The organism is Cellulosimicrobium sp. KWT-B, from assembly GCF_002127155.1.
GTDB classification, from domain to species: Bacteria; Actinomycetota; Actinomycetes; order Actinomycetales; family Cellulomonadaceae; genus Cellulosimicrobium; species Cellulosimicrobium funkei.
On record NZ_NEDO01000005.1, the window covers coordinates 237825 to 260907 of the forward strand.

The following is a 23083-nucleotide window of genomic DNA, read 5'->3' on the forward strand; positions in this document are numbered from 1 at the left end:
TCAGATGACGGCGTTGACCCACGACGGGCACACGGTCGTGCCCTCGCAATAGGACGTGATCACACCCTTCGGCTCCGCCAGCGGCACCTGGATCTTGTACTCCACCACTGTCTTCATCCGCACCGATGCCGTGACCCGGCACGTCACGATCGTCGAGCACGAACGCTTCTGCATCGTGGCGTAGTACACGCGGGCGGTGCCCTGCGCGATCGACTTGTTCCCGTCGGGGAACTGGGTCGAGACCCGGGTCGGAGACGTCGAGGTCAGTCCGTGCTTCGTGCGCAGCTTCGTCACCACGTCGGAACGAATGACCACGTTGCGCGCAGCGTGGTCCTTCCACCGGTACGACACCGTTGCTACGGCTGCCCTTGGCTGAATCAGGGTGCCAGCCGCCTCAGCGGCAAAGGCCTCCTCGATGACCTCTTGCACCTCATCCGCAGGCATCCCAGCCGGCGTGACGACCTCGATCTCATCCCCAGTCAAGACAGGGGCATCCTCAGCCCACGCGCCTGGGGCCACGGCCCCGACCACCAGGAGCGCACCCACCGCGCTCGCCAGGCCCCGCACCCGTCTCGAGAAACCACTCATCGGTTGCTCCTCTGCTCACGAGTCCGATCCCCCTGCGGGCGAACTCGCCCCGAAGATGGCAGACCAACCGCTCGGGTGGCCTGCGCAAACACACGACTGTGATCAATCGCACAGGCGCGACCCCACCTGGACCTAGAGAAGTGGCCGCGGGACCTGGCGCTCGCGGCGACCGGCGTCGTCCCGGGCGACGGCGGGCCGCGAGGTCGTGCGCGTCGTCGTGCGCGCGCCGCACGTCGTGAACGTCGTGACGCGCGCCGCGACGTCCTGACCGCCCGACGCGAGCGGGGATGAAGTCGCTACGATGCTGCGGCCGCGTCCACTCGACCAGCGGGCCCGTGCGCGGCGACACGGGCCGGCGCACGGAGCACCCACCCATGGCCTTCGGACTCGCTGCCCTCCTGGACGACATCGCGGCGTTCGCCAAGCTCGCGGCCGCCTCGATCGACGACGTCGGTGCCGCCGCCGGGCGTGCGAGCGCGAAGGCGACGGGCGTCGTCATCGACGACACCGCCGTCACGCCCCGCTACGTCGAGGGTCTGGCGGCCAAGCGCGAGCTGCCGGTCATCAAGCGCATCGCGACGGGGTCGCTGCGCAACAAGCTGCTCTTCATCCTCCCGGCGATCCTGCTGCTGAGCCAGTTCCTGCCCTTCCTGCTCACGCCGCTGCTCATGCTCGGCGGCACGTACCTCGCGTTCGAGGGCGCGGAGAAGCTGTGGGAGCTCGTCTCGGGGCGGCACCACGCCGAGGTCGAGACGAAGACCGAGAAGAAGGCGGTCGACGAGGACTCGGTGGTATCGAGCGCGGTCCGCACCGACTTCATCCTCAGCGCGGAGATCATGGTCATCGCGCTCAACGAGGTCGCCTCGGAGAACTTCTGGTCGCGTCTGATCATCCTCGTGATCGTCGCGATCCTCATCACGGTCCTCGTCTACGGGGTCGTGGCGCTCATCGTGAAGATGGACGACATCGGCCTGCACCTCGCGAAGCGCGACACGCCCTGGGTCCAGTCGTTCGGGCGCGGGCTCGTGAGCGCGATGCCGAAGGTCATGTCCGTCATCTCGATCGTCGGGATCGTCGCGATGCTCTGGGTGGGCGGCCACATCCTGCTGCAGGGCACGTACGACCTCGGCTGGCACGGCCCGTACGACGTCGTGCACCACCTCGAGCACGCGGTGACCGGGGTCGCGGGCGTGGGCGGGTTCCTCGGCTGGCTCGTCAACACGGCGTGCTCCGCCGTCGTCGGGATCCTGGTCGGCGGCGTGGTGGTCCTCGTGGCGCACCTGATCCCGCGCCGCAAGCACGGCGAGCCCGCCGCGACCGAGCCGACGACGCCGGACGGCCCGGCCCCGACCGCCGGCTGAGCCCACGCCGGGCCGAACGGCCTGGTTGGATGAGGCATGGACTCCGGCACCTGGACCAACATCGGCCTCGTCCTGCTCTTCATCCTCGTCGGCGGCGTGTTCGCCGGGACCGAGATCGCGCTCGTCTCGCTGCGCGAGAGCCAGGTCGCCCGCATCGAGAAGCAGTCGGCACGCGGCGCGCGGGTCGCGGCGGTCGCGCGCGACCCCAATCGCTTCCTCGCCGCGGTGCAGATCGGCGTCACCGTGGCGGGCTTCTTCTCGGCCGCGTACGGCGCGTCGACGCTCGCGCCGGACCTCGCGCCCGCGCTCGAGGACCTGGGGCTGTCGAGCGGGCTCGCGGACACCGTCGCGCTCGTGGGGCTCACGCTCGTCATCGCCTACCTCTCCCTGGTGCTCGGCGAGCTCGTGCCCAAGCGCATCGCGCTCCAGCGCTCGGCGGGCGTCGCGCTCGTCGTCGCCCCTCCCCTGGACCGCTTCGCGACCCTCATGCGGCCCGTCATCTGGCTGCTGTCGCGCTCGACCGACGGCGTCGTGCGGCTGCTCGGCGGCGACCCCTCGGCGCGCAGCGAGGAGATGAGCGAGGAGGAGCTGCGCGAGATCGTGCTCGCGCACGAGTCGCTGCCCGAGGACGAGCGCCGCATCCTCGACGACGTGTTCGCGGCGGGCGACCGCTCGCTCGCCGAGGCGATGACGCCGCGCGGCGAGGTCGCGTTCCTCGCGGCCGACACCCCCCTCGCGGACGCCGCCCAGACGGTCGCGGCGGGCCCGTACTCGCGCTACCCCGTGACGGGCGACGACTTCGACGACGTCGTCGGCTTCCTCCACGTGCGCGACCTGCTCGGCCGGGACTGCCCCGACCACCCGCCGACAGACCCGACGACGGGGCGCGCCCTCACCGTGCGCGACGTCGTGCGGCCGATCCTCGCGCTGCCCGCGACGAACACCGTGCTGCCCGCCATGTCGCAGATGCGGCGCGAGGGCGTGCACATCGCCGTCGTCGTCGACGAGTACGGCGGGACCGACGGGATCGTCACGCTCGAGGACCTCGTCGAGGAGCTCGTGGGTGACATCCGCGACGAGTACGACGCCGACGAGCCGTCGCCCGCGCGCGAGCACGGCGCGACGACGAGCGTCGACGCCGGACAGACGATCGAGGAGTTCGCGCGCCGCACGGGCGTCGAGCTGCCCGACGGCCCGTACGAGACCGTCGCCGGCTTCGTCCTGGCGCAGCTCGGGCGCCTCGCCGTCGTGGGCGACCACGTCGACGCGGACGGCTACCGGCTCACGGTGACCGACGTCGCGCGGCGGCGCATCGTGCGCGTGGACGTCGTCCCGCTCCCCTGACCGCTGTGCGAAGGGAACGGTCGCGTCACGGCACCTCGGACGCGGCCGTCTCCCGCGCCCAGCGGTGTGGGTGGGGCCGCGTAGCGTCGGGTGGATGAGCGCAGCGACGACGGGGACAGGGTCGGGGATCAAGGTCGGGGTGGTCGGGAGCTTCGGCTCCGCCGCCCAGGTGCTGGAGATGGCGGTCGGGGCGGAGGACGCCGGCTGGGACGGGTTCTTCTCGTGGGACGGGCTGAGCCTGCTGTCCATGCCGGTCGACACGTTCGACCCGTGGGCGGTGCTCGCCGCGGCGGCGGTCCGGACCGAGCGGATCACGCTGGGCGCGATGGTCTTCGCGCTCCCCCGCCGCAAGCCGTGGGAGGTCGTGCGCCAGGCGCTGACCGTTGACCACCTGTCGGGCGGTCGCCTCGTGCTGCCGGTCGGCGTCGGCGTGCTCGACGACGGCGGCTTCTCCGCCGTGCCGGGTCAGCCGCAGTCGCTGCGCGAGCGCGCCGAGCTGCTCGACGACGCGCTCGCCTACCTCGACCGCGCGTGGACCGGCGAGCGGTTCACGTTCGAGGGGACCCACGTGCGGACCGGGGAGATGCAGTTCCTGCCGCGCCCGGTCGAGCGCGCCGTCGTCGGCCACCACGTGCCGGTCTGGCCGGTCGGCGTGTGGGACGCCGAGCGCCCGCCGGTGCGCTCGCTCGACCGCACCCTGCGCGCCGACGGGATCGTGCTCCAGCTCCGCGGCGACCGCGGCTTCGACGTGCCCACGCCCGACGACGTCTCCACCCTCGTCGCGTGGCTCACCACGCGGCGCGCCGAGCTGGGCCTCGACGCGGCCCGGCCGTTCGACGTCGTCGTCCAGGGCGAGCTCCCGGCGGACCGCTCCGCGGCGGCCGACCAGCTCGCCGGCCTCGCGGACGCCGGAGCGACCTGGTGGGTCGAGTCCCGCTGGAATCCCGAGACCGCGACCCCGGACTCCCTCCTGGCCGCGATCCACGCGGGCCCGCCGCGACACTGACGCCCCTGATCCAGGAAGGGACCCGGACGACGTGTCGGCGACACGATCACGGGCGGGCTCTGGGGTGGTGACGACGGGTCGTGGCGGGCCTGGCGGGAGCAGGGCGAGGGACGAGCCCTGCGGATGGTAGACCCGTCGTCACCACCCCAGAGCCCGCCCCCCGACCACGGACTCGAAGAATCAGACCGGCCGCGCCGCCTCGATCTCGACCTTGGGCAGCGTCTTCGCCGGCAGCGTCTTCGGGCGCCAGGACGCGCGCGTCGCCTCGAACGCGGAGATCTCGTCCTCGTGCTGGAGCGTGAGGCCGATGTCGTCGAGGCCCTCCATGAGGCGCCAGCGCGTGTAGTCGTCGATCTGGAACGGCACGGTGACGTCGAGCGCCGACGCGGTGCGGGCGACGAGGTCGACCGTCACCTCGGTGCCCGGGTTGGTCTCGAGGATCTTCCAGAGCAGCTCGACGTCCTCCTGCGCGACGATGCCCGCGACGAGGCCCTGCTTGCCGGAGTTGCCGCGGAAGATGTCGGCGAAGCGCGACGCGAGGACGACGCGGAAGCCGTAGTCCTTGAGCGCCCAGACGGCGTGCTCGCGCGACGAGCCGGTGCCGAAGTCAGGCCCGGCGACGAGCACGGAGCCTGCACGGTAGGCGTCCTGGTTGAGGACGAACGTGGGGTCGCCGCGCCAGGCGGCGAACAGCGCGTCCTCGAACCCGGTGCGCGTCACGCGCTTGAGGTAGACGGCGGGGATGATCTGGTCGGTGTCGACGTTGCTGCGGCGCAGCGGGACGCCGACGCCGGTGTGGGTCGTGAACTTCTCCATGGCAGGAACCTCTTCGGGTCTTCGGGGCGACGAGTGGGGCAGCGCGGCGCGGGTGGCTCAGACCTGCACGAGAACGCGCGGGTCGAGCGGCGCGAGCGGCGTGCCGTCGAAGGACGTGATGTCGGTGCCCTCGGGCAGGTCGAGGTCGCTCAGCGAGGAGAGCGTCCCGCGCAGCGCGGTGGCGGCGGCGACGAGCGGCGACACGAGGTGGGTGCGGCCGCCCTTGCCCTGCCGCCCCTCGAAGTTGCGGTTCGACGTCGAGGCGGCGCGCTCGCCCGGCTGGAGCTGGTCGGGGTTCATGCCGAGGCACATCGAGCAGCCGGCGTTGCGCCACTCCGCGCCGAAGTCGAGGAAGATCTGGTCGAGGCCCTCTGCCTCGGCCTGGAGGCGCACGCGCGCGGACGCCGGGACGACGAGGACGCGGACGCCGTCGGCCTTCTTCTTGCCCTGCACGACCTTCGCGACCGAGCGCAGGTCCTCGATGCGACCGTTGGTGCACGACCCGATGAACACGGTGTCGACGGGGATCTCGCGCAGCGGCTGGCCGGGCGTGAGGCCCATGTACTCGATCGCGCGCTCGGCGGCGACGCGCTCGTTCTCGTCCGCGATCTGCTCGGGGACGGGCACGGTCGCGGAGATGGGCAGGCCCTGGCCGGGGTTGGTGCCCCACGTGACGAAGGGCTCGAGGTCGGACGCGCGGAGCGTGACCTCGGTGTCGAACACGGCGTCGTCGTCGGAGCGCAGCGTGCGCCAGTACTCGACGGCCGCGTCCCAGTCGGCGCCCTCGGGCGCGTGCGGGCGGCCCTTGAGGTACTCGAACGTGGTGTCGTCCGGGGCGATCATGCCGGCGCGCGCGCCCGCCTCGATCGACATGTTGCAGATCGTCATCCGCGCCTCCATGGAGAGCTTGCGGATGGCCTCGCCGCGGTACTCCAGGACGTAGCCCTGGCCGCCGCCGGTGCCGATCTTGGCGATGATCGCGAGGATGATGTCCTTGCTCGTGGCGCCGGGCGGCAGCTCGCCGTCGACGTTGATCGCCATGGTCTTGAACGGGGCGAGCGGGAGCGTCTGCGTGGCGAGCACGTGCTCGACCTCGGACGTGCCGATGCCGAACGCGAGCGCACCGAACGCGCCGTGCGTCGAGGTGTGCGAGTCGCCGCACACGACCGTCAGGCCGGGCATGGTGAGCCCGAGCTGCGGCCCGACCTGGTGCACGATGCCCTGGTCGGCGTCGCCGAGCGAGTGGATGCGGACGCCGAACTCGCGCGCGTTGTTGCGCAGCGTGTCGATCTGCGTGCGGCTCGTGAGGTCCGCGATCGGCAGGTCGATGTCGAGCGTCGGGGTGTTGTGGTCCTCGGTCGCGATGGTGAGGTCGGGGCGGCGGACCGGGCGGCCCGCGAGGCGCAGCCCCTCGAACGCCTGGGGGCTGGTGACCTCGTGCACGAGGTGGAGGTCGATGTAGAGGAGGTCGGGCGACCCGTCGGTGCCTCGTCGCACCAGGTGCGCGTCCCAGACCTTCTCCGCCAGCGTGCCGGCCATGTAGCTCATCTCCTCGTCGTCTGTCACGGTCCTCCTGGGGGGTACGGAGAGCCGCCTGGGTCGATGGTCCGCCGTCCGGCATCCTGCCGGGGAAGACGTCCAGCGGGTGGAACATCCGTGCCGGACTTGCATCTCAGTGCGTGAGACGTCAATATCGACCTATGGACAATACTAGCGGAGTCGGAGTGCTGGACAAGGCGGCCTCCGTCCTGGGCGCCCTGGAGTCCGGACCTGCCACCCTCGCCCAGCTCGTCACGGCCACGGGCCTGGCCCGCCCGACGGCGCACCGCCTCGCCGTCGCCCTCGAGCACCACCGCATGGTCGCGCGTGACATGCAGGGCCGGTTCGTCCTCGGCCCCCGGCTCAACGAGCTCGCGACCGCGGCCGGCGAGGACCGCCTGCTCGCCGCCGCGAACCCCGTGCTCACGGCGCTGCGCGACCACACGGGCGAGAGCGCCCAGCTCTACCGCCGCCAGGGCGACCACCGCATCTGCGTCGCGGCCGCCGAGCGCCCCGTCGGCCTGCGCGACTCGATCCCCGTCGGCGCGACGCTCACCATGAACGCCGGCTCAGCCGCCCAGGTCCTCCTCGCGTGGGAGGAGCCGGACCGGCTGCACCGCGGGCTGCGCGAGGCCGTCTTCACCGCCACGATCCTCTCCGGCGTCCGACGCCGCGGGTGGGCCCAGTCCGTCTCCGAGCGCGAGCTCGGCGTCGCGTCGGTCTCCGCCCCCGTGCGCGGTCCGTCCGGCCGGGTCGTGGCCGCCGTCTCCATCTCGGGCCCGGTCGAGCGCCTGAGCCGCCAGCCCGGGCGGCTGCACTCCGGCTCGGTCGTCGCCGCCGCGAACCGCCTCACCGAGGTGCTGCGCCGCGCCGGCGAGTGAGGACGCCGACGCCGGCCGGCACCGGGCCGGCGTCGGCGTGCCGCGGGCCGCAAACGGGACGCGCCCTGTCAAAATGTCCCCGGCTGCTGCCATGCTGTGCGTGCCCGACGCCCGGACAGCGCAGCGGTCGCGGGGGCGACCGCTGACCGTCCGATCCCGAGACACGAGGAGTTCCGATGCACCCGAAGCTGAAGGCCGCCCTGATCTGGGTCCTCGTGATCTTCGCCGTGTACGCGATCGTCACGAGCCCGGACCGCGCGGCCGACATCGTCGAGGGCATCTGGGACGTGATCGTCGGGGCGTTCCGCTCGATCGGCCAGTTCTTCAGCTCGCTCCTGGACTGACCGTGGCCCGCGGCGGACCTCGCAGCAGGATCCTGGACCGCTACGTGCTCAACGGCGAGCGGGTCGTGATCGCGACGCGCCACCACTGGGGGATGCTCGTCGAGCCCGTCGCGACGACGGTCGCGGGCGCGGTCGTGATCGCCTGGCTCGTCGTGCAGGCCGGCCCCGCGGTCGGCGACGGCGTGCTGGTGCTGTGGTGGCTGTGGCTGATCCTCGCCGCCCGCCTGGTGTGGAAGGTCTTCGAGTGGCGCAACGAGTGGTTCGTCGCCACGGACAAGCGCCTGCTCCTGCTCTACGGCCTCATCACGCACAAGGTGGCGATGATGCCGCTGACCAAGGTGACGGACATGAACTACGGGCGCTCGCTCGTCGGGCGCGTGCTGGGCTACGGCCAGTTCCTTCTCGAGTCCGCCGGGCAGGACCAGGCGCTGCGCCAGATCGACTGGGTCGCGCACCCGGATCGGACCTATCGCCTGCTGTGCGACACGCTGTTCATCCCGGGCGTCCGACCGGGCGGAGCGCCGGTCGGCCCGGGTGGGGCCGCCGCGACGACGGGTGGTGCGCTGCCCGCGACCGTGCCGCCGCCCGCGCCGCGCCCGCCGCAGCCTGCCGAGCCGCCTCCGGTCGAGCCCGCGCCCGCGTGGGACGGACGCAGCCCGGCCGCCACGACCCCGCCTCCCCCGGCACCGCTCCCGACGGACCCGCGGGTCGTCGTCGTGCCCGGCCGGTCCGCCGGCGCGTCGAGCGGGCCCACCCAGCCGATCCCCGTGACCGGCGACGCTCACGCGGCGCGGGACACGGTGCGTCCCGACGGCCGGCAGGCGGGGTCTGGCGAGGACGAGCAGGGCTGGACGGTCTCCGGCGAGCACCGCGCGACGTACGTGCCGGTTGCGCCCCCACGGCCGTCGTCGACGCCCATCCCGAAGCCGTACGAGCCCGGACCCGGGCGCGACGACGCTCCCTGACCCGGCCGCACCACCCGCCCGACGACCCAGGCCCCGAGGCCGACCCCCGCGGGGTCTCGCCAGCCACGCGACGTGCGTCACACCGGGCATCGGCCACGGCCCGTCGTCGATCGACGCGCGGTCATCGGGCATCGGGCATCAAGAAGAAACGACGAAGGCCCGGTCACCGTGATGGTGACCGGGCCTTCTTCTGTACCCCCAACGGGATTTGAACCCGTGTTACCGCCGTGAGAGGGCGACGTCCTAGGCCGCTAGACGATGGGGGCCTGTGGAGCTTCGTACCGTTTCCGGTCCGTTTCTCCGGTGAGAACTCTACCTCATGTTTCTCGCGGTCTTGACCGCGAGATCCAGAGCCGGAGCTCTTCGCTGGGGTACCAGGACTCGAACCTAGACTAAGTGAACCAGAATCACTCGTGCTGCCAATTACACCATACCCCAAGGGGGTAACCGATCCGCGTCGAGAGGCCGCGACGACGAGTCATAGACCCGTCCCCTGGCTCCCTCCCGTGGAGGTCCCACCGGCCGAGAACATTACCGGACATGCCGACGCGGACCAAATGCGCTCCGCGCGCCCGAGCGGCCGGGCGACGCGCGCGTCCTGCGGTCGACGTGCACGGCCGCCGTCTGGCACCGTCAGGGCATGAGCCCTGGACACTCCCCGGACCCTGGTGCGCCCGCGGATCGACCCGTCGCCGCGCCGAGCACAGCGGGCGTCGTCACGGGCGACGACGTCCGGGTGGCCGTCCGATGGCTCGCCGACCGCCTCGTGGACCAGCCCGTGTCGGCGTTCGACGCGCAGGCCGGGCCGGTCCGCTGGTCGTGCTGGACGACGACGGAGCACGTGGTGGACGACCTCCTCGCCTACGCGCTCCAGCTCGCGGCACTCCCCGCGCTCGCGTACGTGCCGCTCGTCGGGCCCAAGGGCGAGGGCGAGATCGCGCACGTCGACCGCGCGGCCGGGACGGCGGGGCTCGTCGAGGCGCTCGTCGGCGGCGGGGAACTGCTCGCGACGCTCGCCGAGACGCGGCCCGCGGACGCGCGCGCCTTCCACCCGTACGGGGTCTCGGACGCCGACGGCTTCGCGGCGATGGGGGTCGTCGAGGTCCTCGTGCACGGCCACGACGTCCTGCTCGGGCTCACGGACGCACCCACCCCGTTCCCCCCGGGGCTGGCGTCTCGGGCGCTGACACGCCTGTTCCCCGACGTCGAGACGGGCCCGGACGAGGACCCCGACGCCGTGCTCCTCTGGGCGACCGGCCGGGGCGAGCTCCCGGGTCGGCCCCGGCGCACGCGCTGGCGCTGGGACGCGACCGTGCGCGAGGGCGCGCCGGGCTGAGCCGGCCGTCAGCCCGACGCCGCGGCGGCGGCCGCCGCGATGCGGCGCGCGGCCGAGGAGAGCGCCGTGCCGTCCTTCCAGACCATCCGCAGCCGGCGGTCCAGCTCGAGCCCCGGCACCGCGACCCGCACGAGGGCGCCCCGCGCGACGTCGTCGGCGACGGCGAGGCTCGACAGCACGGCGACCGCCCCGCCGTGCTGCACGGCCGTCTTCAGCGCCGCGGTGGAGCCGAGGTAGGGCAGGTGGTCCGGCAGGCGCTCGCCGAGCGCCGCGAGGCCGCGCTCCAGCGTCTCGCGCGTGCCCGAGCCGCGCTCGCGCACGACGAGCCCCCCGGACAGCAGCTCGTCGACGCGCACGGCGCTGCGGCGCGCCCAGGGGTGCGCCGGACCGACGACGACGACGAGCCGGTCGTGCGCGACGGTGCGGCTGCGCAGCCCGCGCCGCAGCGTCGCGCTCTCGACGAACCCGAGCTCCACGCCGCCGTCGAGGACGAGGTCGGTCACCTCGCGCGAGTTGCGGACGACGAGCTCGACGTCGGGAGCCCCGCCGCCCGGCGCCCCCTCGAGCGCGAGCCGCGCGAGCCAGCGCGGCGCCAGGTACTCCGCGACCGTGAGGCTCGCCGCGACGCGCACCCGGGCCGCCGGGGCGTCGCGCAGCGCCGCGACGGAGGTCTCGAAGCGGTCGGAGGCCTCGATCACCTCGCGCGCCCACGCCGCCGTCGCGCGGCCGGTCTCGGTGAGCCGGGACCCGCGCGTCGTGCGCTCGAGGAGGTCGAGGCCGAGGCGGCGCTCGAGCGCGCGCAGGCCCGCCGACGCCGTGGGCTGGGCGACGCCGAGCGCGCGGGCCGCCGCGCTGATCGACCCGTGCGAGTCGGTGGCGACGAGCAGCTCGAGCGCGGAGAGGGACGTCCTGTCGCGGGCGGTCGGAGCCATAGGCCCACTCTATGCCTCGCGAGGGAAGTCGCTCTTCTGCCGCCGCACCGGCCGCAGCACGCTGGAAGCATGACCCAGCCTGCACCTCCCTCGGCCCGCACGGAGGCCCTCGCGACCCGAGGCGTCCCGGCGGTCACGGCCGCTCCCCCGGCGCCCGCACCCGACCGGCGCCCCGACGCACCGCGCAAACCGCGCGCGCTCGTCCCCGGGCTCGTCCTCGTCGGCGCGGCCACGCTCCTCGTGCTCGCGGGCGCGCGCCTGGTCCCGACGGTGTCTCCGCTCGTCGTCGCGCTCGTCCTGGGCGCGCTCGTCGCCCCGGCGCTCGGCCGGCTCGCGACGACCCGGCGGGGCGGGGCGACGGTCGCCGCGACGCGTCCCGGCGTCGCGTGGACGTCGCGCGTGGTGCTCCGGGTGGGCGTCGTGCTGCTCGGCTTCCAGCTCTCCCTGCCGGAGGTGCTGGGGCTGGGCTGGCGCGGGCTCGTCGTCGTCACGACGACGCTCGCCGTCACCTTCGCGGGGACGCTCGCGCTCGGCCGCGTGCTGCGCGTGCCGCGCGTGACGACGCTGCTCGTCGCGACCGGCTTCTCCGTGTGCGGGGCCGCCGCGATCTCCGCGATGCAGGGCGTCGTGGACCGGCCGGGTCGCACGCCCGACGAGGTGCGCGAGGACGACGACGGCGTCGCCACCGCGCTCGCGCTCGTCACCGTCTACGGCACCCTCGCGATCATCGTGCTGCCCTGGCTCGCAGGGCTGCTCGGGCTCACCGACGACCGGGCCGGGCTCTGGATCGGCGCGAGCGTCCAGGAGGTCGCGCAGGTCGTCACCGCGGCCGGGACGATCTCCGCGCCGGCGCTCGCCACCGCGACGGTCGCGAAGCTCGCGCGCGTGGCCCTCCTCGCGCCGCTCGTCGCCGTCGCCGGGGTCGTCGTGGCCCGCGGGGCCCGACGCGCGGCGTCGGCGCTCGCGAGCACGAGCGCGCTCGGGGCACCGGGCGCCGCGCCGTCGACCGGTGCGGACGACGGCGAGCCCCGCGGCGTGGGTGCCGGTGCGGAGGCCGAGAAGCGACGCGTCGCCCCGGTGCCGTGGTTCGTCGTGGGGTTCGTGGCGGCGGTCGCGCTCCGCAGCCTCGGGGTGGTGCCCGCGCCGGTGCTCGCCGTCCTCGTCACGGCCTCGACGCTCGCGTTCGTCGCGGCGATGTTCGCCCTCGGGCTCGGCGTGGACGTGCCGACGCTCGTGCGCACCGGGCGGCGGTCGCTCGTGCTGGGCGCCCTCTCCGCGGTGCTCGTCACCGCGACGGCCCTCGTGGGCGTCCTGCTCCTCGCCTGACCGCCCCGCGAGCAAGCGCCCGGTCCCGCGAGGTAGAGGCATGGTGGGCCGAGGTAGAGGTCTGGTCATGACCAGACCTCTACCTCGCGGAACCAAGGTTCTACCTCACGGAACCAGGGCTCTACCTCACGGGACCGGGGCTCTACCTCGCGGGCGGGGGCTGTGCCTCGCAGGGCCGGGGGTTACCTCGGCGCGGGGGTCTGCGCGGCCGCGACGCCGAGCGTCGCGGGGAGGTCGTCGAGGCCGTGGACGACGTGCACGCCCGACGCGCGGGCCGACGTCGGGTCCTCCGGGTGCGGGCCGCCGCGGCGGGTGCCGGGGCGGTCGAGCCACACCCCGACGAGGCCGGCCGCGAGCGCACCGCGCGCGTCGACGTCGAGCTCGTCGCCGACGTACGCGGTGCGGGCCGGGTCGGTGCCGAGACGACGGCACGCCTCGGCGAACACGCGCGGGTCGGGCTTGCCGAAGCCGAGCGTGTCGACCCCGACGAGCAGCGGCACGTCGGCCAGGCCCGCGGCCGCGAGCTTGCGGGTCTGGAGCTCGACGCGCGCGTTCGTCAGCGACCCGACGCGCACCCCGGCCCCCGTGAGCGCGTCGACGACCCCGCGGGAGTCGGCGAACGCCGCCCACGACGCCTCGAACGTGCCCCAGAAGAGGTCCTTCCAGTCGACGTACGCCGCGTCGTCGAGCAGCTCGCCGCCGAACGCCGCCTGGAGCTCGTTGGCGCGCGCCATCCGCTGGGCGTCGAAGTCGACCTCGCCGCGCGTGTACGCGCGGTAGTGCCCGTTGGGGTCGGCGCGCCACAGCGCGAGGACCTCGTCGTAGCGCTCCTCGGGCAGGTGCGGCAGCCACACGCGCGACGCAGCGGCGATGGCCTGCGCGAACGCGGCACGCGTGTCGACGAGCGTGTCGTCGACGTCGAACAGGACGCCCTCGAGCGGGCCGGGCGCCGCCGAGGCCGCGGCGTCGGTCACAGCGCGTCCCGCAGGCGCACGAGGCGCTCCAGCGTCGAGCCCTTGCCGAGCAGCTCCATCGACTCGAACAGCGGCGGCGAGACGCGGCGGCCCGTGAGCGCGACGCGCAGCGGCGTGAACGCGAACCGCGGCTTGACGCCCATGCCCTCGACGATCGCGTCGCGCAGGCGCTCCTCGATGGCGGCGGTGACGAACTCGTCGTCCTGCAGCACGTCGAGCGCGGCGATCGCCGCCGCGAGGATGTCCTTCGCGTCGTCGCGCAGGGCGCCGCGCGCGTCCTCCTCGACCGTGAGCGCGTCGTCGGCCGTGAAGAGGAACCCCAGCATCCCGACCGACTCGCCCAGCAGCACCATGCGCTCCTGGACGAGCGGAGCGGCCGCCGTGAGGATCTCCTGGTTGCGGGGCGACAGGTCGGCGAACGAGTCCGCCGGGACGAGCCCGCCCGCGTGCAGGTACGGCACGAGACGGTCGCGGAAGTCCTCCGGCGCGAGCATCCGCACGTGCGTCGCGTTGATCGCCTCGGCCTTCTTGAGGTCGAAGCGCGCCGGGTTCGGCAACACGTCGTGCACGTCGAACGCCTCGACCATCTCTGTCACCGTGAAGATGTCGTGGTCCGGCGAGATCGACCAGCCGAGCAGCGCGAGGTAGTTGAGCAGGCCCTCGGGCGTGAACCCGCGCTCACGGTGCAGGAACAGGTTCGACTCGGGGTCGCGCTTGGAGAGCTTCTTGTTGCCCTCCCCCATGACGTACGGGAGGTGCCCGAACTCCGGCATCACGTGCGCGACGCCGATCTCCAGCAGCGCCCGGTAGAGCGCGATCTGGCGCGGCGTCGAGGACAGCAGGTCCTCGCCGCGCAGCACGTGCGTGATGCCCATGAGCGCGTCGTCCACCGGGTTCACGAGCGTGTAGAGCGGCTGCCCGTTCGCGCGCACGAGCGCGTAGTCCGGGACCGAACCCGCCTTGAACGTGATCTCCCCGCGCACGACGTCGGTGAACGTGATGTCCTCGTCCGGCATCCGCAGGCGCAGCACCGGCTCGCGGCCCTCGGCGCGGAAGGCGGCCTTCTGCTCGTCCGTGAGGGTGCGGTCGAAGTTGTCGTAGCCCTTCGTCTTGAGCCCCGCGGCGGCGTTGCGCGCGTCGGACTCCTCCGGGGTCGAGAACGACTCGTAGACGTACCCGCCCTCGACGAGCCGCGCGATGACGTCCTGGTAGATGTCCGCGCGCTGCGACTGCCGGTACGGCTCGTGCGGGCCGCCGACCTCGACGCCCTCGTCCCAGTCGAGCCCGAGCCAGCGCAGCGCGTCGAGGAGCTGCTGGTAGCTCTCCTCGCTGTCGCGCGCGGCGTCGGTGTCCTCGATGCGGAACACGAACGTGCCACCCGTGTGCCGCGCGTAGGCCCAGTTGAACAGCGCGGTGCGGATGAGCCCGACGTGCGGCGTCCCGGTCGGGGACGGGCAGAAGCGGACGCGGACGGGCGAGGAACCAGGTGCGGGGATCACGGCTCCCAGCCTAGTTGCCCGACGCCGCCCGCCGCCCGGGCGTCCGGCGCCGGGCCTGTCCTCGTCTCAGTCCCGGACGGTCCCCGCCACGCCTCCCGCGCGCCCGGCCCGCCACGACCGCGTCGCCGCGACCGCCGCGCCGAGGGCGGCGCCCGCGAGCGCGCACCCCGGGACCAGGATGATCGCCAGCACGACGGCGTAGGCCAGCACCTCGCCCGGGGGCACGTTCCCGGAGGCGATGGCGAGGACCGCGAGCACGACCACGACGACGCACGGGACGACGGCGCCCCAGCCCGCCCACCGCGCGACGACGCGGCCCGGACCGCGTCCCACGGTCAGCCGCGCCGGACGACCGGGTTGCTCAGGACGCCCAGCCCCTCGACCTCGCACTCGACGCGGTCGCCGACGTCGATCAGCCCGACGCCCGCGGGGGTGCCGGTGAGGATGACGTCGCCGGGCAGCAGGGTCATCGCCTCGGAGACGTAGGACACGAGGAACGGGATGTCGAAGATCATGTCGCTCGTGCGGCCGTCCTGCTTGACCTCGCCGTTGACGCGGCTGCGGACGCCGACGTCCTCGGGGTTCAGGTCGGTGTCGATCCACGGCCCGAGGGGGCACGCGGAGTCGAAGCCCTTGGCGCGCGCCCACTGGCCGTCGGTCCGCTGCGCGTCGCGCGCGGTGACGTCGTTCGCGACCGTGTACCCGAGCACGTACGCCGGCGCGGCCTCGGGCGACACGTCTTTCGCGAGGCGTCCGATGACGACCGCGAGCTCGGCCTCGTACGAGACCTCCTGCGAGAAGTCGGGCAGGACGATCGGGTCGTCCGGGCCGACGACCGAGGTGTTCGGCTTGAGGAACAGCAGCGGGCTCGTCGGGACGTCGTTGCCCATCTCCTTCGCGTGGTCCGCGTAGTTGCGGCCCACGGCGACCACCTTGGAGCGCGGGATCACCGGCGCGAGGAGCCGGACGCCGTCGCCCAGCTCGACGCGCTCGCCCGTCGGCGTGACGGGCATGTAGAGCGGGTCGCCCGTGAGGACCGCGAGGTACGTGCGGTCCCCCTCCTGCTGGACGAGGGCGTAGCGGGGGTCGTCTCCGGTGGTGAATCTCGCGATGCGCACGGGCCCAGGCTATCCGGACGTGCCCGCAGGATCACGCGCGGGCGAGGACCTCGCCGTTGAGGACGGCGAACCAGCCCGCGGGCTCCTCGGCCCAGCGCAGCCAGTCCTGCGCGAGCTGCTCGAGCGCGACGTCGTCCGCGAGCGCCGACTCCTTCGCCTGGACGGCGAAGTTCGACGCGACGCACCGCTCGGCCCACAGGCCGCCCCACCACGTGCGGTCGGCAGGGGTGGCCTAGCACCACGTGCTCGCGCTGGGCTCGATCCCGTCGAGCGGGAACCCGGCGTCCTGCACCCAGGAGAAGAGGCGACGGCCGGCGTCGGCCTCGTACCCGTAGGCGTGGGTGACCTCGTGGTAGAGCGTGTTCCACTCGGTGAGCCCCGGCGACTCGGGGTACCAGGTCATGGCGGCGTAGTCGGCGTCGCGCACGGCGACGAGGCCGCCCGGCTTCGTGACGCGCCGCATCTCGCGCAGCGCGCCGATCGGGTCGGACAGGTGCTGCAGGAGCTGGTGCGCATAGACGACGTCGAACGTGCCGTCGGCGAACGGCAGCTCGTAGGCGTTCGCGTGCTGGAACGAGATGTTCGCGGTGCCGCGCTGGGCGGCGAGCTCGCGCGCGCTGTCGAGGACGGCCTCGGACGCGTCGACGCCGACGACCCGCCCGTCGCCGACGCGGTCGGCGAGGTCGACGGTGACCGTGGCCGGGCCGCAGCCGACGTCGAGGAGGCTCATGCCGGGGCGCAGGTGCGGCAGGAGGAAGCCGGCCGAGTTCTCGGCCGTGCGCCAGCGGTGCGAGCGCAGCACGGACTCGTGGTGGCCGTGGGTGTACGACTCGGACTCCTGCGCGGGGTCGCTGCCTGCCCCGGTGGGGGCGTCGGCGTGGTGCTCGGCGGCCTCGTCGGCGCCGTGGGGGGTGTGCGTCATACCCGCACCGTAGGCCGCGGGTGCGGCGTTCTCGACCCCGTTCTCACACTCTGGGCGCGCGGTCGCCGCGCGGCTCGTCCCCGGCGTGGCGGCGGGGTGGGAGCGCGCCCGCGCACGGACAATCCCCCCATGACGGCCGCGACCGGCACGACCTCCGCCCCGGGCGACCCCGCTCGACCCTCCGCCGGCTTCGCGCGGCGCCACGCCGCGCTCCTGCTCGGCGGGCCGGGCCGCGTCACGGGGCTCGACGTCGCGCGCGGGGTCGCGGTCCTCGGGATGTTCGCGGCGCACGTGGGCTTCACGACGGACGACTTCGGCGAGGTCTCCGGCTGGCTCTCGCTGTCGCACGGCCGCTCGTCGGTCCTCTTCGCGCTCGTGGCCGGGGTGTCGCTCGCCCTCGTCTCGGGCGGACGCACCCCGCTCGACGGGCTGCCCGCGCTCCAGAACCGCACCCGGGTCCTCGTGCGCGCGGTGCTCCTGCTCGCCCTGGCGGGGCTGCTGGACCTGCTCGGCACGCGCGTGCTGCTCATCCTCGGCTTCTACGCCGCCTACTTCGTGCTCGCACTGCCGTTCCTGCGCTGGCGGCGCCGGGACCTCCTGGTGCTCGCGGGCGCGGTCGCCGTCGTCGGCCCGGTGCTCGCGCTGTGGCTTCCGGAGGTGCTCGCACGCGCGGGGCTCCACCTGCCCGACGACGGGTCGGGCGCGCTCACGGACTTCCTCGTCTCGGGGCACTACCCGGCTGTGGTGTGGATGGCGTACGTGCTCGTCGGCATCGCGATCGGGCGGTCCGACCTCGGCGCGAGGACGACGCGCGTCGCGCTGGTCGCCGGCGGGCTGCTGGCCGCCGGGCTCGGGTACGGCGTCTCGGCACTGGTGACGGGTCCGCTCGGCGGGGCGCAGGCCGTGGAGGACGCGGCCGCCGTGTGGTCGAGCGCGTACCGGCCGGAGCCGCTCGGGTGGGCGGACCCGTGGCCGACGAGCGCCTACCTCTGGCTCGCGGGCCCGCACACGGACACGCTCCTGGAGGTCGTGGGGTCGGGCGGGTTCGCCGTCGCGGTGCTCGGGCTGTGCCTGTTCGCAGGCCGGGTCGGACGCTGGGTGCTCGCCCCCGTCGCTGCGGTCGGCGCCATGGCGCTGACGGTCTACTCGGCCCAGATCGTCACGCTCTGGGCGTGGGGCGACGCGGCGTACGAGCAGACGACGAACGGACCGCTCCTCGCGCTCGTGCTCGCGACGCTCGTGGTGGCGACCCTGTGGCGCTGGGCGATCGGGCGCGGCCCGCTGGAACGGCTCGTCGCGTCCGTCGCGGCGCGCGCCTCCGCCGTCACGTCGTCGCGCGGGCCGACGTAAGGTCGGCCGCATGACCACCACGAGCGACGACACCGCACCCCGCCCCGCCCTGCGCCGTCTCGGCCGGTCCGGCCTGGCGGTGTCCGCCGTCGGGCTGGGGTGCAACAACTTCGGGCGCCCCGCGACGGCGACGGAGACCCTGGAGGGCACGCGCGCCGTCGTCGACGCCGCGCTCGACGCGGGCGTGACGCTCTTCGACACGGCCGACACGTACGGCGGCCGCCCGGGCCTGAGCGAGGAGCTGCTCGGCCAGGCGCTCGGGTCGCGGCGCGACGACGTCGTGGTGGCGACGAAGTTCGGCATGTCGATGCGCGGGGCCGCGGGGTCGGACTTCGACGCGCGCGGCTCGCGCCGCTACGTCGTGCGGGCGGTCGAGGGCTCGCTGCGCCGCCTCGGCACCGACCGCATCGACCTCTACCAGTTCCACACCCCCGACCCGCGGACGCCGATCGACGAGACGCTCGCGGCGCTCGACGACCTCGTGCGCGCGGGCAAGGTCCTCTACGTGGGGCACTCGAACCGGGCGGGGTGGCAGATCGCGGAGGCCGAGTTCGTCGCGCGCGCGGCGGGCACCGTGCGGTTCGTGTCCGCGCAGAACCAGTACAACCTCGTCGACCGCGCGGCCGAGCTCGAGGTGCTGCCCGCCGCGGCGGCGTACGGGCTCGGCGTCCTGCCGTACTTCCCGCTCGCGAACGGCCTGCTCACCGGCAAGTACGCGCACGGCGCGCGGCCCGACGACGGCCGGCTCGTGCGCAGCAAGCCGCACCTGCTCGAGTCCGCGCCCTGGGAGGCGCTCGCGCGGCTCGGCGCGTTCTGCCAGGTGCGCGGCATCACCGAGGTGCAGGTCGCGTTCGGGTGGTTGCTCTCCCGGCCCCAGGTGTCGAGCGTGATCGCGGGTGCGACGAAGCCCGAGCAGGTGCGGCAGAACGCCGCCGCGGGCGCGTGGCGGCCCACGGACGAGGACCTCGCCGAGCTCGACGAGATCTTCCCGCCGCTCGGGAAGGTCGCGCCCTTCTGATCCGCCGGGTCGGCCGGGCGGCCGGGCCGTGTGGCCCTCCCGCGACCGGGTGCCTACCGTGGAGGCATGGCCTCGTGGGAGGACGTCGGACGGGTCGTGGCGGTGCTGCCGGGCACGGACCTCAAGGACGTGCGCCGGTGGACGGTGCACGGCAAGCTCTTCGTGTGGGAGCGCCCCCTGCGCCCGCGCGACCTCGCCGAGCTGGGCGACGCGGCCCCGACGGAGCCGCCCGTCGCGCTCCGCGTCGCGGACGAGGGCGAGAAGGCCGCGCTGGTCCAGGACGACCCCGACACGTTCTTCACGACGAGCCACTTCGACGGGTACCCGATCGTGCTCGCGCGCCTCGACCGGGTCCCCGTGCCGGAGCTCGAGGAGCTCGTCCAGGACGCGTGGCTCGCCCGCGCCCCGCACCGGCTCGCGCAGGAGTACCTGCGGCGCACGGAGTGACGCCTGCGCCGCACCGGACGAGGTGCTACCAGGAGAAGACCGCCACCGCGTAGTTCGCCCACGTCGGCTCCAACGCCACCGTGACGTCCTCCGGGTCGTGCACGGCGTACACGAGGTCCCACTCGCCGCTCGACCCCCGCGCCACGAGGTCGGGACGCTCGAGCAGGACGTCCGGCGCGTAGTCGTACACCCGGCGGGCCACGAGGCCGCCCGACACCGGCTGCACGTCGATGCTCCCGGGGTCGACGGCGCGGCCCGTGCCGTTCGTCAGGCGCACCCGGACGCGCACGGAGTCCGGCGGGTCGCCGTCCCGCACCGCCGCGTGCTCGCTCGGCGTGTACGCCTGCGGGGCCGAGACGGAGACGACGAGGCCGTCGGCGTACCGGACCGAGTCGCCGAACCAGACGCGGTCGGACACGGCCGCGATCTCCGGGCCGTCGTCGGACCCGCCGCCGAGGGGGTACCCGCGCAGCGAGCTGCCGACGCCGTAGCCGGGACCTGACGCGGGCACGAGGTCGACCGCGACCCAGGTCGTGACGACGACCGTCCCCGCGAGCAGCGCGACGAGCGCGCGCGTCGCCCCCGGCACGCCGCGCGTGCCGCGACGCCAGGCGACGGCGCCGACCGTCAGCACGACGGCTCCGGCGACGGGGTAGAGCCAGCCCACGTGCGCCCAGCCCCAGCGCGCCGTCATGGCCTCGGTGACGAGGACGGCCCCGACGAGGAGGACGCCGAGGCACGCCGTGACGAGGACGCCCGTCCCCGGCCGCCGAGCGCGCGCGGGCTGCGCCGTCGCTGCGGGCTCGGGGTCGCCCGGGGCCGGGCGTTCCCCGCCGTCCGTGGGCGGCGAGGTCTCCGCAGGGTCCGGCGCCGACGACGCGGGCTCGCGCTCCCCCGCCGCGCCGGGCGCCGTGCCCCAGGCAGGTGCGGGAGCCGCGCCGGCGGGCGGGGTCCTGTCGTCCGTGCTCACCGGTCCGTCCGTCCCTCGGTGCCGTGCGCCGGTCAGTACGCGCTCACGCGCGTGACCTCAAAGGTCGCCGTCTTCATCGCCTCGAGGTTCTCGGAGTCGATGAAGTCGAAGGTCTCGACCGTCGTCGACTCGCCCGGCGCGAGCTCGTCGGTGTAGGCGAAGTCGGACTCGACGACCGTACCGTCGGCCGCGACGGCGTCGATGTCGAGGTCGAACGTCAGCGCCTCGTCGGAGGTGTTGGTCAGCGTGACCGGCAGCGCGGACTCCACCCAGCCGAACTCGTCGGCGGTGCCCTCGAACGTGCCGACCTCGACCTCGAGGTCGTTCGCGAGGATCTCGTCCGTCGACTCGCCGAGCGCACGGTCGGAGTCCTCCTGGATCTCCGCCAGCGACTGCTCGTACTGCGACGAGGCCTCGTTCGCCGCGACGACGAAGAGGACCCACACGAGGATCGTCACGAGCACGGACACGACACCGAGCACGATCGCCGCGATGGAGAAGCCCTTGCCCGAACGGCCCTGCTTCGCCTGCGACAGCCCGACGAAGCCGAGCACCACGCCGGCGATGCCCATCACCGCGGCGAAGATGTTGACGAACGGGATCCAGCTGCCGAGGAAGCCGAGGATCGCGAGCACGAAGCCGACGATCGCCATCGTCCCGGTCGACGACGCGGGCGCGGTGTACGGGGCGTAGCCGTTCCCGAACGGGCTCCCGTAGGGCTGCTGCGGGGCGCCGTAGGGCTGCTGCGCGGGGTCGCCGTAGGGCTGGCCGTACGGCTGCTGCGCCCCGGCGGCGGGGTACGGCTGCGCGTGTCCCGGCGCAGGTTCACCAGCGGGCTGACCGTAGCCCGGCTGCCCGTACGGGGTCTGCGGGTCCGCGCCGTAGGGCGCGTAGCCCGGGTCGCCGTAGGGCGCCTGCTCCGGCGTGCCGCCGTACCCGGGCGCGCCGGACGCGGCGTCGGGCGAGCCGTACGGCTGCGGCTCCCCCTGCGGCGCCCACGCGTCCTGCCCCTGTCCGCGCTCCTGCTGCGCCGGGTCCGAGCCCTGCGGCCGGTAGGGGTCGAACTGGTAGGGGTCCTGCGGTGCCGTGGGCGGCTGCGACATGGTGCTCCTCCGCGGCCTCGCCGCGATCGGTCGTTCGGGTCGGGGTGGACGGCCGACGCGCGGCCGGCCGGCCTGACGCGCCGGGTCTTCACAGCACGTTCACGGCCATTCTTCCCGGTCGTGCCCACATCGGGAAAACCGCACGGCGGGTGAAAGTCCGCCGCGACGGCGCGCCCGCGGGCTCTCGTACCCTGGGTGCGTGCCTGCGACCGCCACCACGACCCCCCGGACGACGCCCGTCGTCGGGCCCGTCGTGCTGCCTGCCGCGGAGTGGGCGGAGCGTGAGCGCGCCCACGCCGAGCGCGCGGACGCGCTCACGGCCGGGTGGCGGCACCGCAAGCCGCTCGGGCAGAAGCACGCGATCGAGGACTTCCTCTTCACCTACTACCCCACGCGCCCGGCCCAGCTCCGGCGCTGGCACCCGGGGCCGGGCGTCGTGCTGGCTCCCCCGACCGCCGCGAGCGGTGCGGCACCGGGCACCGACGCGGCGCCCGACCCGTCCACCGACCGCTCCGGATGGCGCTGGTACCGGAGCACGCCCGACGGCCTGACGCTCGACACCGACGCGTTCCTCGCCGACCGTGGCGACACCGTGCGGTACCTGCGCGGTCTGCTCACGGCGACGGCGTCTCGCCCGGGGCGGTTCGGCTGCTTCGGGCTCCACGAGTGGGCCATGGTCTACCGCGACAAGGCGGCCGGGCGCGACCACCGGCACCCGCTCCCCCTCCGGCTCGGGCACGACGGGACCGACCGGGTCGTCGAGGACCACCCCGTGCAGTGCTCCCACTTCGACGCGTTCCGCTTCTTCACGCCCGAGGCCGGGCCGCTCAACCGCCTGCGGCCCACGCGCGAGACGCAGCCCGCCCTGGAGCAGCCCGGGTGCCTGCACGCGACGATGGACCTCTACAAGTGGGCGCTCAAGCTCACGCCGGCCGTCCCCGGCGACGCCGTGCTCGACGCGTTCGAGCTCGCGCGCGACGTCCGCGTCGTCGACATGCAGGCGTCGCCCTACGACGTCTCGTCGTACGGGCTGGAGCCGGTCGCGATCGAGACGCCCGAGGGCAAGGCCGAGTACGTGCGGCACCAGCGCGCCTTCGCCGCCCGCGGCGGGGCGCTGCGCGAGCGGCTCGTCGCCGTGTGCGACGCGCTGCTCCCGCCGGACGACGACGCGGCCGCCCGCCCTCCCCGCTGACGCACCGACGACCGGCGCACCGGGCGGCCGACGTCGCGCCCGGAATGGCCGT

The 23083-nt window shown here is 74.2% G+C and carries 22 protein-coding genes, 2 tRNA genes and 1 pseudogene; 12 read left to right on the forward strand and 13 right to left on the reverse strand.

The genetic code is table 11. The features are described 5' to 3' along the window. Positions 1–588: a hypothetical protein gene (locus tag B9L22_RS16490; protein WP_143317355.1), complete on the reverse strand. Its 588-nt coding sequence runs from the start codon at positions 586–588 to the stop codon at positions 1–3. Positions 589–962: 374 nt separating this feature from the next. On the opposite strand from B9L22_RS16490, the gene B9L22_RS16495 reads away from it, so the two are divergent. The 3 genes from B9L22_RS16495 to B9L22_RS16505 all read left to right on the forward strand — a co-directional run bounded on the left by B9L22_RS16495 (position 963) and on the right by B9L22_RS16505 (position 4299). Then, positions 963–1949, forward strand: a complete 987-nt coding sequence (locus B9L22_RS16495) for a DUF808 domain-containing protein (protein WP_021482433.1) — start codon at positions 963–965, stop codon at positions 1947–1949. 36 nt (positions 1950–1985) lie between these two features. Next, positions 1986–3293, forward strand: a complete 1308-nt coding sequence (locus B9L22_RS16500; protein ID WP_086151187.1) for a hemolysin family protein — start codon at positions 1986–1988, stop codon at positions 3291–3293. Between the two features lie 94 nt (positions 3294–3387). After that, on the forward strand, positions 3388–4299 hold the full coding sequence (locus B9L22_RS16505) for an LLM class flavin-dependent oxidoreductase (RefSeq protein WP_233140200.1): 912 nt from the start codon (positions 3388–3390) through the stop codon (positions 4297–4299). A 180-nt stretch (positions 4300–4479) separates the two neighbouring features. Here B9L22_RS16505 and leuD read toward each other — a convergent pair whose 3' ends face one another. Both leuD and leuC read right to left on the reverse strand, forming a co-directional pair. Beyond that, positions 4480–5115, reverse strand: coding sequence for a 3-isopropylmalate dehydratase small subunit (gene leuD, locus B9L22_RS16510; RefSeq protein ID WP_076405679.1), 636 nt, complete (start codon positions 5113–5115; stop codon positions 4480–4482). A 57-nt stretch (positions 5116–5172) separates the two neighbouring features. Beyond that, positions 5173–6654, reverse strand: coding sequence for a 3-isopropylmalate dehydratase large subunit (leuC, locus tag B9L22_RS16515; protein WP_074809932.1), 1482 nt, complete (start codon positions 6652–6654; stop codon positions 5173–5175). Positions 6655–6815: 161 nt separating this feature from the next. On the opposite strand from leuC, the gene B9L22_RS16520 reads away from it, so the two are divergent. The 3 genes from B9L22_RS16520 to B9L22_RS20295 all read left to right on the forward strand — a co-directional run bounded on the left by B9L22_RS16520 (position 6816) and on the right by B9L22_RS20295 (position 8844). Beyond that, positions 6816–7535, forward strand: a complete 720-nt coding sequence (locus tag B9L22_RS16520) for an IclR family transcriptional regulator (protein ID WP_034654517.1) — start codon at positions 6816–6818, stop codon at positions 7533–7535. 176 nt (positions 7536–7711) lie between these two features. Continuing rightward, on the forward strand, positions 7712–7879 hold the full coding sequence (locus B9L22_RS20290; RefSeq protein ID WP_163187158.1) for a hypothetical protein: 168 nt from the start codon (positions 7712–7714) through the stop codon (positions 7877–7879). A gap of 2 nt (positions 7880–7881) precedes the next feature. Further along, positions 7882–8844: a PH domain-containing protein gene (locus tag B9L22_RS20295; protein WP_198947326.1), complete on the forward strand. Its 963-nt coding sequence runs from the start codon at positions 7882–7884 to the stop codon at positions 8842–8844. Between the two features lie 193 nt (positions 8845–9037). Here B9L22_RS20295 and B9L22_RS16530 read toward each other — a convergent pair. Next, a tRNA-Glu gene (locus B9L22_RS16530) sits at positions 9038–9110 on the reverse strand. Between the two features lie 100 nt (positions 9111–9210). Next, positions 9211–9282, reverse strand: a tRNA-Gln gene (locus B9L22_RS16535). A 202-nt stretch (positions 9283–9484) separates the two neighbouring features. Between B9L22_RS16535 and B9L22_RS16540 the strand changes: the two genes are divergently transcribed. Then, positions 9485–10180 carry a hypothetical protein gene (locus B9L22_RS16540; protein WP_086151188.1) on the forward strand — a complete coding sequence of 232 codons (696 nt, stop codon included), beginning with the start codon at positions 9485–9487 and terminating at the stop codon, positions 10178–10180. A gap of 8 nt (positions 10181–10188) precedes the next feature. Here the strand turns inward: B9L22_RS16540 and B9L22_RS16545 are convergent, their stop codons facing one another. After that, positions 10189–11112, reverse strand: coding sequence for a LysR family transcriptional regulator (locus tag B9L22_RS16545; RefSeq protein WP_086151189.1), 924 nt, complete (start codon positions 11110–11112; stop codon positions 10189–10191). Positions 11113–11181: 69 nt separating this feature from the next. Between B9L22_RS16545 and B9L22_RS16550 the strand changes: the two genes are divergently transcribed. After that, the gene (locus B9L22_RS16550; protein ID WP_086151190.1) at positions 11182–12438 is read left to right on the forward strand and encodes a YeiH family protein; all 1257 of its coding nucleotides are present in this window, start codon (positions 11182–11184) and stop codon (positions 12436–12438) included. A 182-nt stretch (positions 12439–12620) separates the two neighbouring features. Here the strand turns inward: B9L22_RS16550 and B9L22_RS16555 are convergent, their stop codons facing one another. The 5 genes and pseudogenes from B9L22_RS16555 to B9L22_RS16575 form a co-directional block, all read right to left on the reverse strand. Continuing rightward, on the reverse strand, positions 12621–13412 hold the full coding sequence (locus B9L22_RS16555; RefSeq protein ID WP_086151191.1) for an HAD family hydrolase: 792 nt from the start codon (positions 13410–13412) through the stop codon (positions 12621–12623). Further along, a complete protein-coding gene (gene gltX / locus B9L22_RS16560) occupies positions 13409–14911 on the reverse strand; it encodes a glutamate--tRNA ligase (protein ID WP_021482938.1) in 1503 nt (500 codons plus the stop codon). The genes B9L22_RS16555 and gltX overlap by 4 nt, the downstream gene beginning before the upstream one ends. 66 nt (positions 14912–14977) lie before the next feature. Further along, on the reverse strand, positions 14978–15244 hold the full coding sequence (locus tag B9L22_RS16565; protein WP_086151192.1) for a hypothetical protein: 267 nt from the start codon (positions 15242–15244) through the stop codon (positions 14978–14980). 2 nt (positions 15245–15246) lie between these two features. Continuing rightward, positions 15247–16029: a fumarylacetoacetate hydrolase family protein gene (locus tag B9L22_RS16570; RefSeq protein WP_034654511.1), complete on the reverse strand. Its 783-nt coding sequence runs from the start codon at positions 16027–16029 to the stop codon at positions 15247–15249. A 31-nt stretch (positions 16030–16060) separates the two neighbouring features. Next, positions 16061–16951, reverse strand: a pseudogene (locus B9L22_RS16575) (methyltransferase domain-containing protein). Between the two features lie 129 nt (positions 16952–17080). Between B9L22_RS16575 and B9L22_RS16580 the strand changes: the two are divergent. From B9L22_RS16580 to B9L22_RS16590, 3 genes are all read left to right on the forward strand, one after another. Continuing rightward, positions 17081–18301, forward strand: coding sequence for a heparan-alpha-glucosaminide N-acetyltransferase domain-containing protein (locus B9L22_RS16580; RefSeq protein WP_086151193.1), 1221 nt, complete (start codon positions 17081–17083; stop codon positions 18299–18301). Between the two features lie 10 nt (positions 18302–18311). After that, entirely contained in the window at positions 18312–19319 is a 1008-nt protein-coding gene (locus B9L22_RS16585) for an aldo/keto reductase (protein ID WP_086151194.1), read from the forward strand. A 66-nt stretch (positions 19320–19385) separates the two neighbouring features. Next, entirely contained in the window at positions 19386–19766 is a 381-nt protein-coding gene (locus B9L22_RS16590; protein ID WP_086151195.1) for an MmcQ/YjbR family DNA-binding protein, read from the forward strand. A 25-nt stretch (positions 19767–19791) separates the two neighbouring features. On the opposite strand, the gene B9L22_RS16595 is transcribed toward B9L22_RS16590, so the two are convergent. Then, the gene (locus B9L22_RS16595; RefSeq protein WP_086151196.1) at positions 19792–20736 is read right to left on the reverse strand and encodes a hypothetical protein; all 945 of its coding nucleotides are present in this window, start codon (positions 20734–20736) and stop codon (positions 19792–19794) included. 32 nt (positions 20737–20768) lie between these two features. Next, positions 20769–21839, reverse strand: a complete 1071-nt coding sequence (locus B9L22_RS16600) for a DUF4190 domain-containing protein (RefSeq protein ID WP_086151197.1) — start codon at positions 21837–21839, stop codon at positions 20769–20771. A 199-nt stretch (positions 21840–22038) separates the two neighbouring features. Here B9L22_RS16600 and B9L22_RS16605 point away from each other — a divergent pair, with 199 nt between their 5' ends. After that, the gene (locus tag B9L22_RS16605) at positions 22039–23031 is read left to right on the forward strand and encodes a 3-methyladenine DNA glycosylase (protein WP_369824858.1); all 993 of its coding nucleotides are present in this window, start codon (positions 22039–22041) and stop codon (positions 23029–23031) included. The last annotated feature ends 52 nt before the right edge of the window (positions 23032–23083 follow it).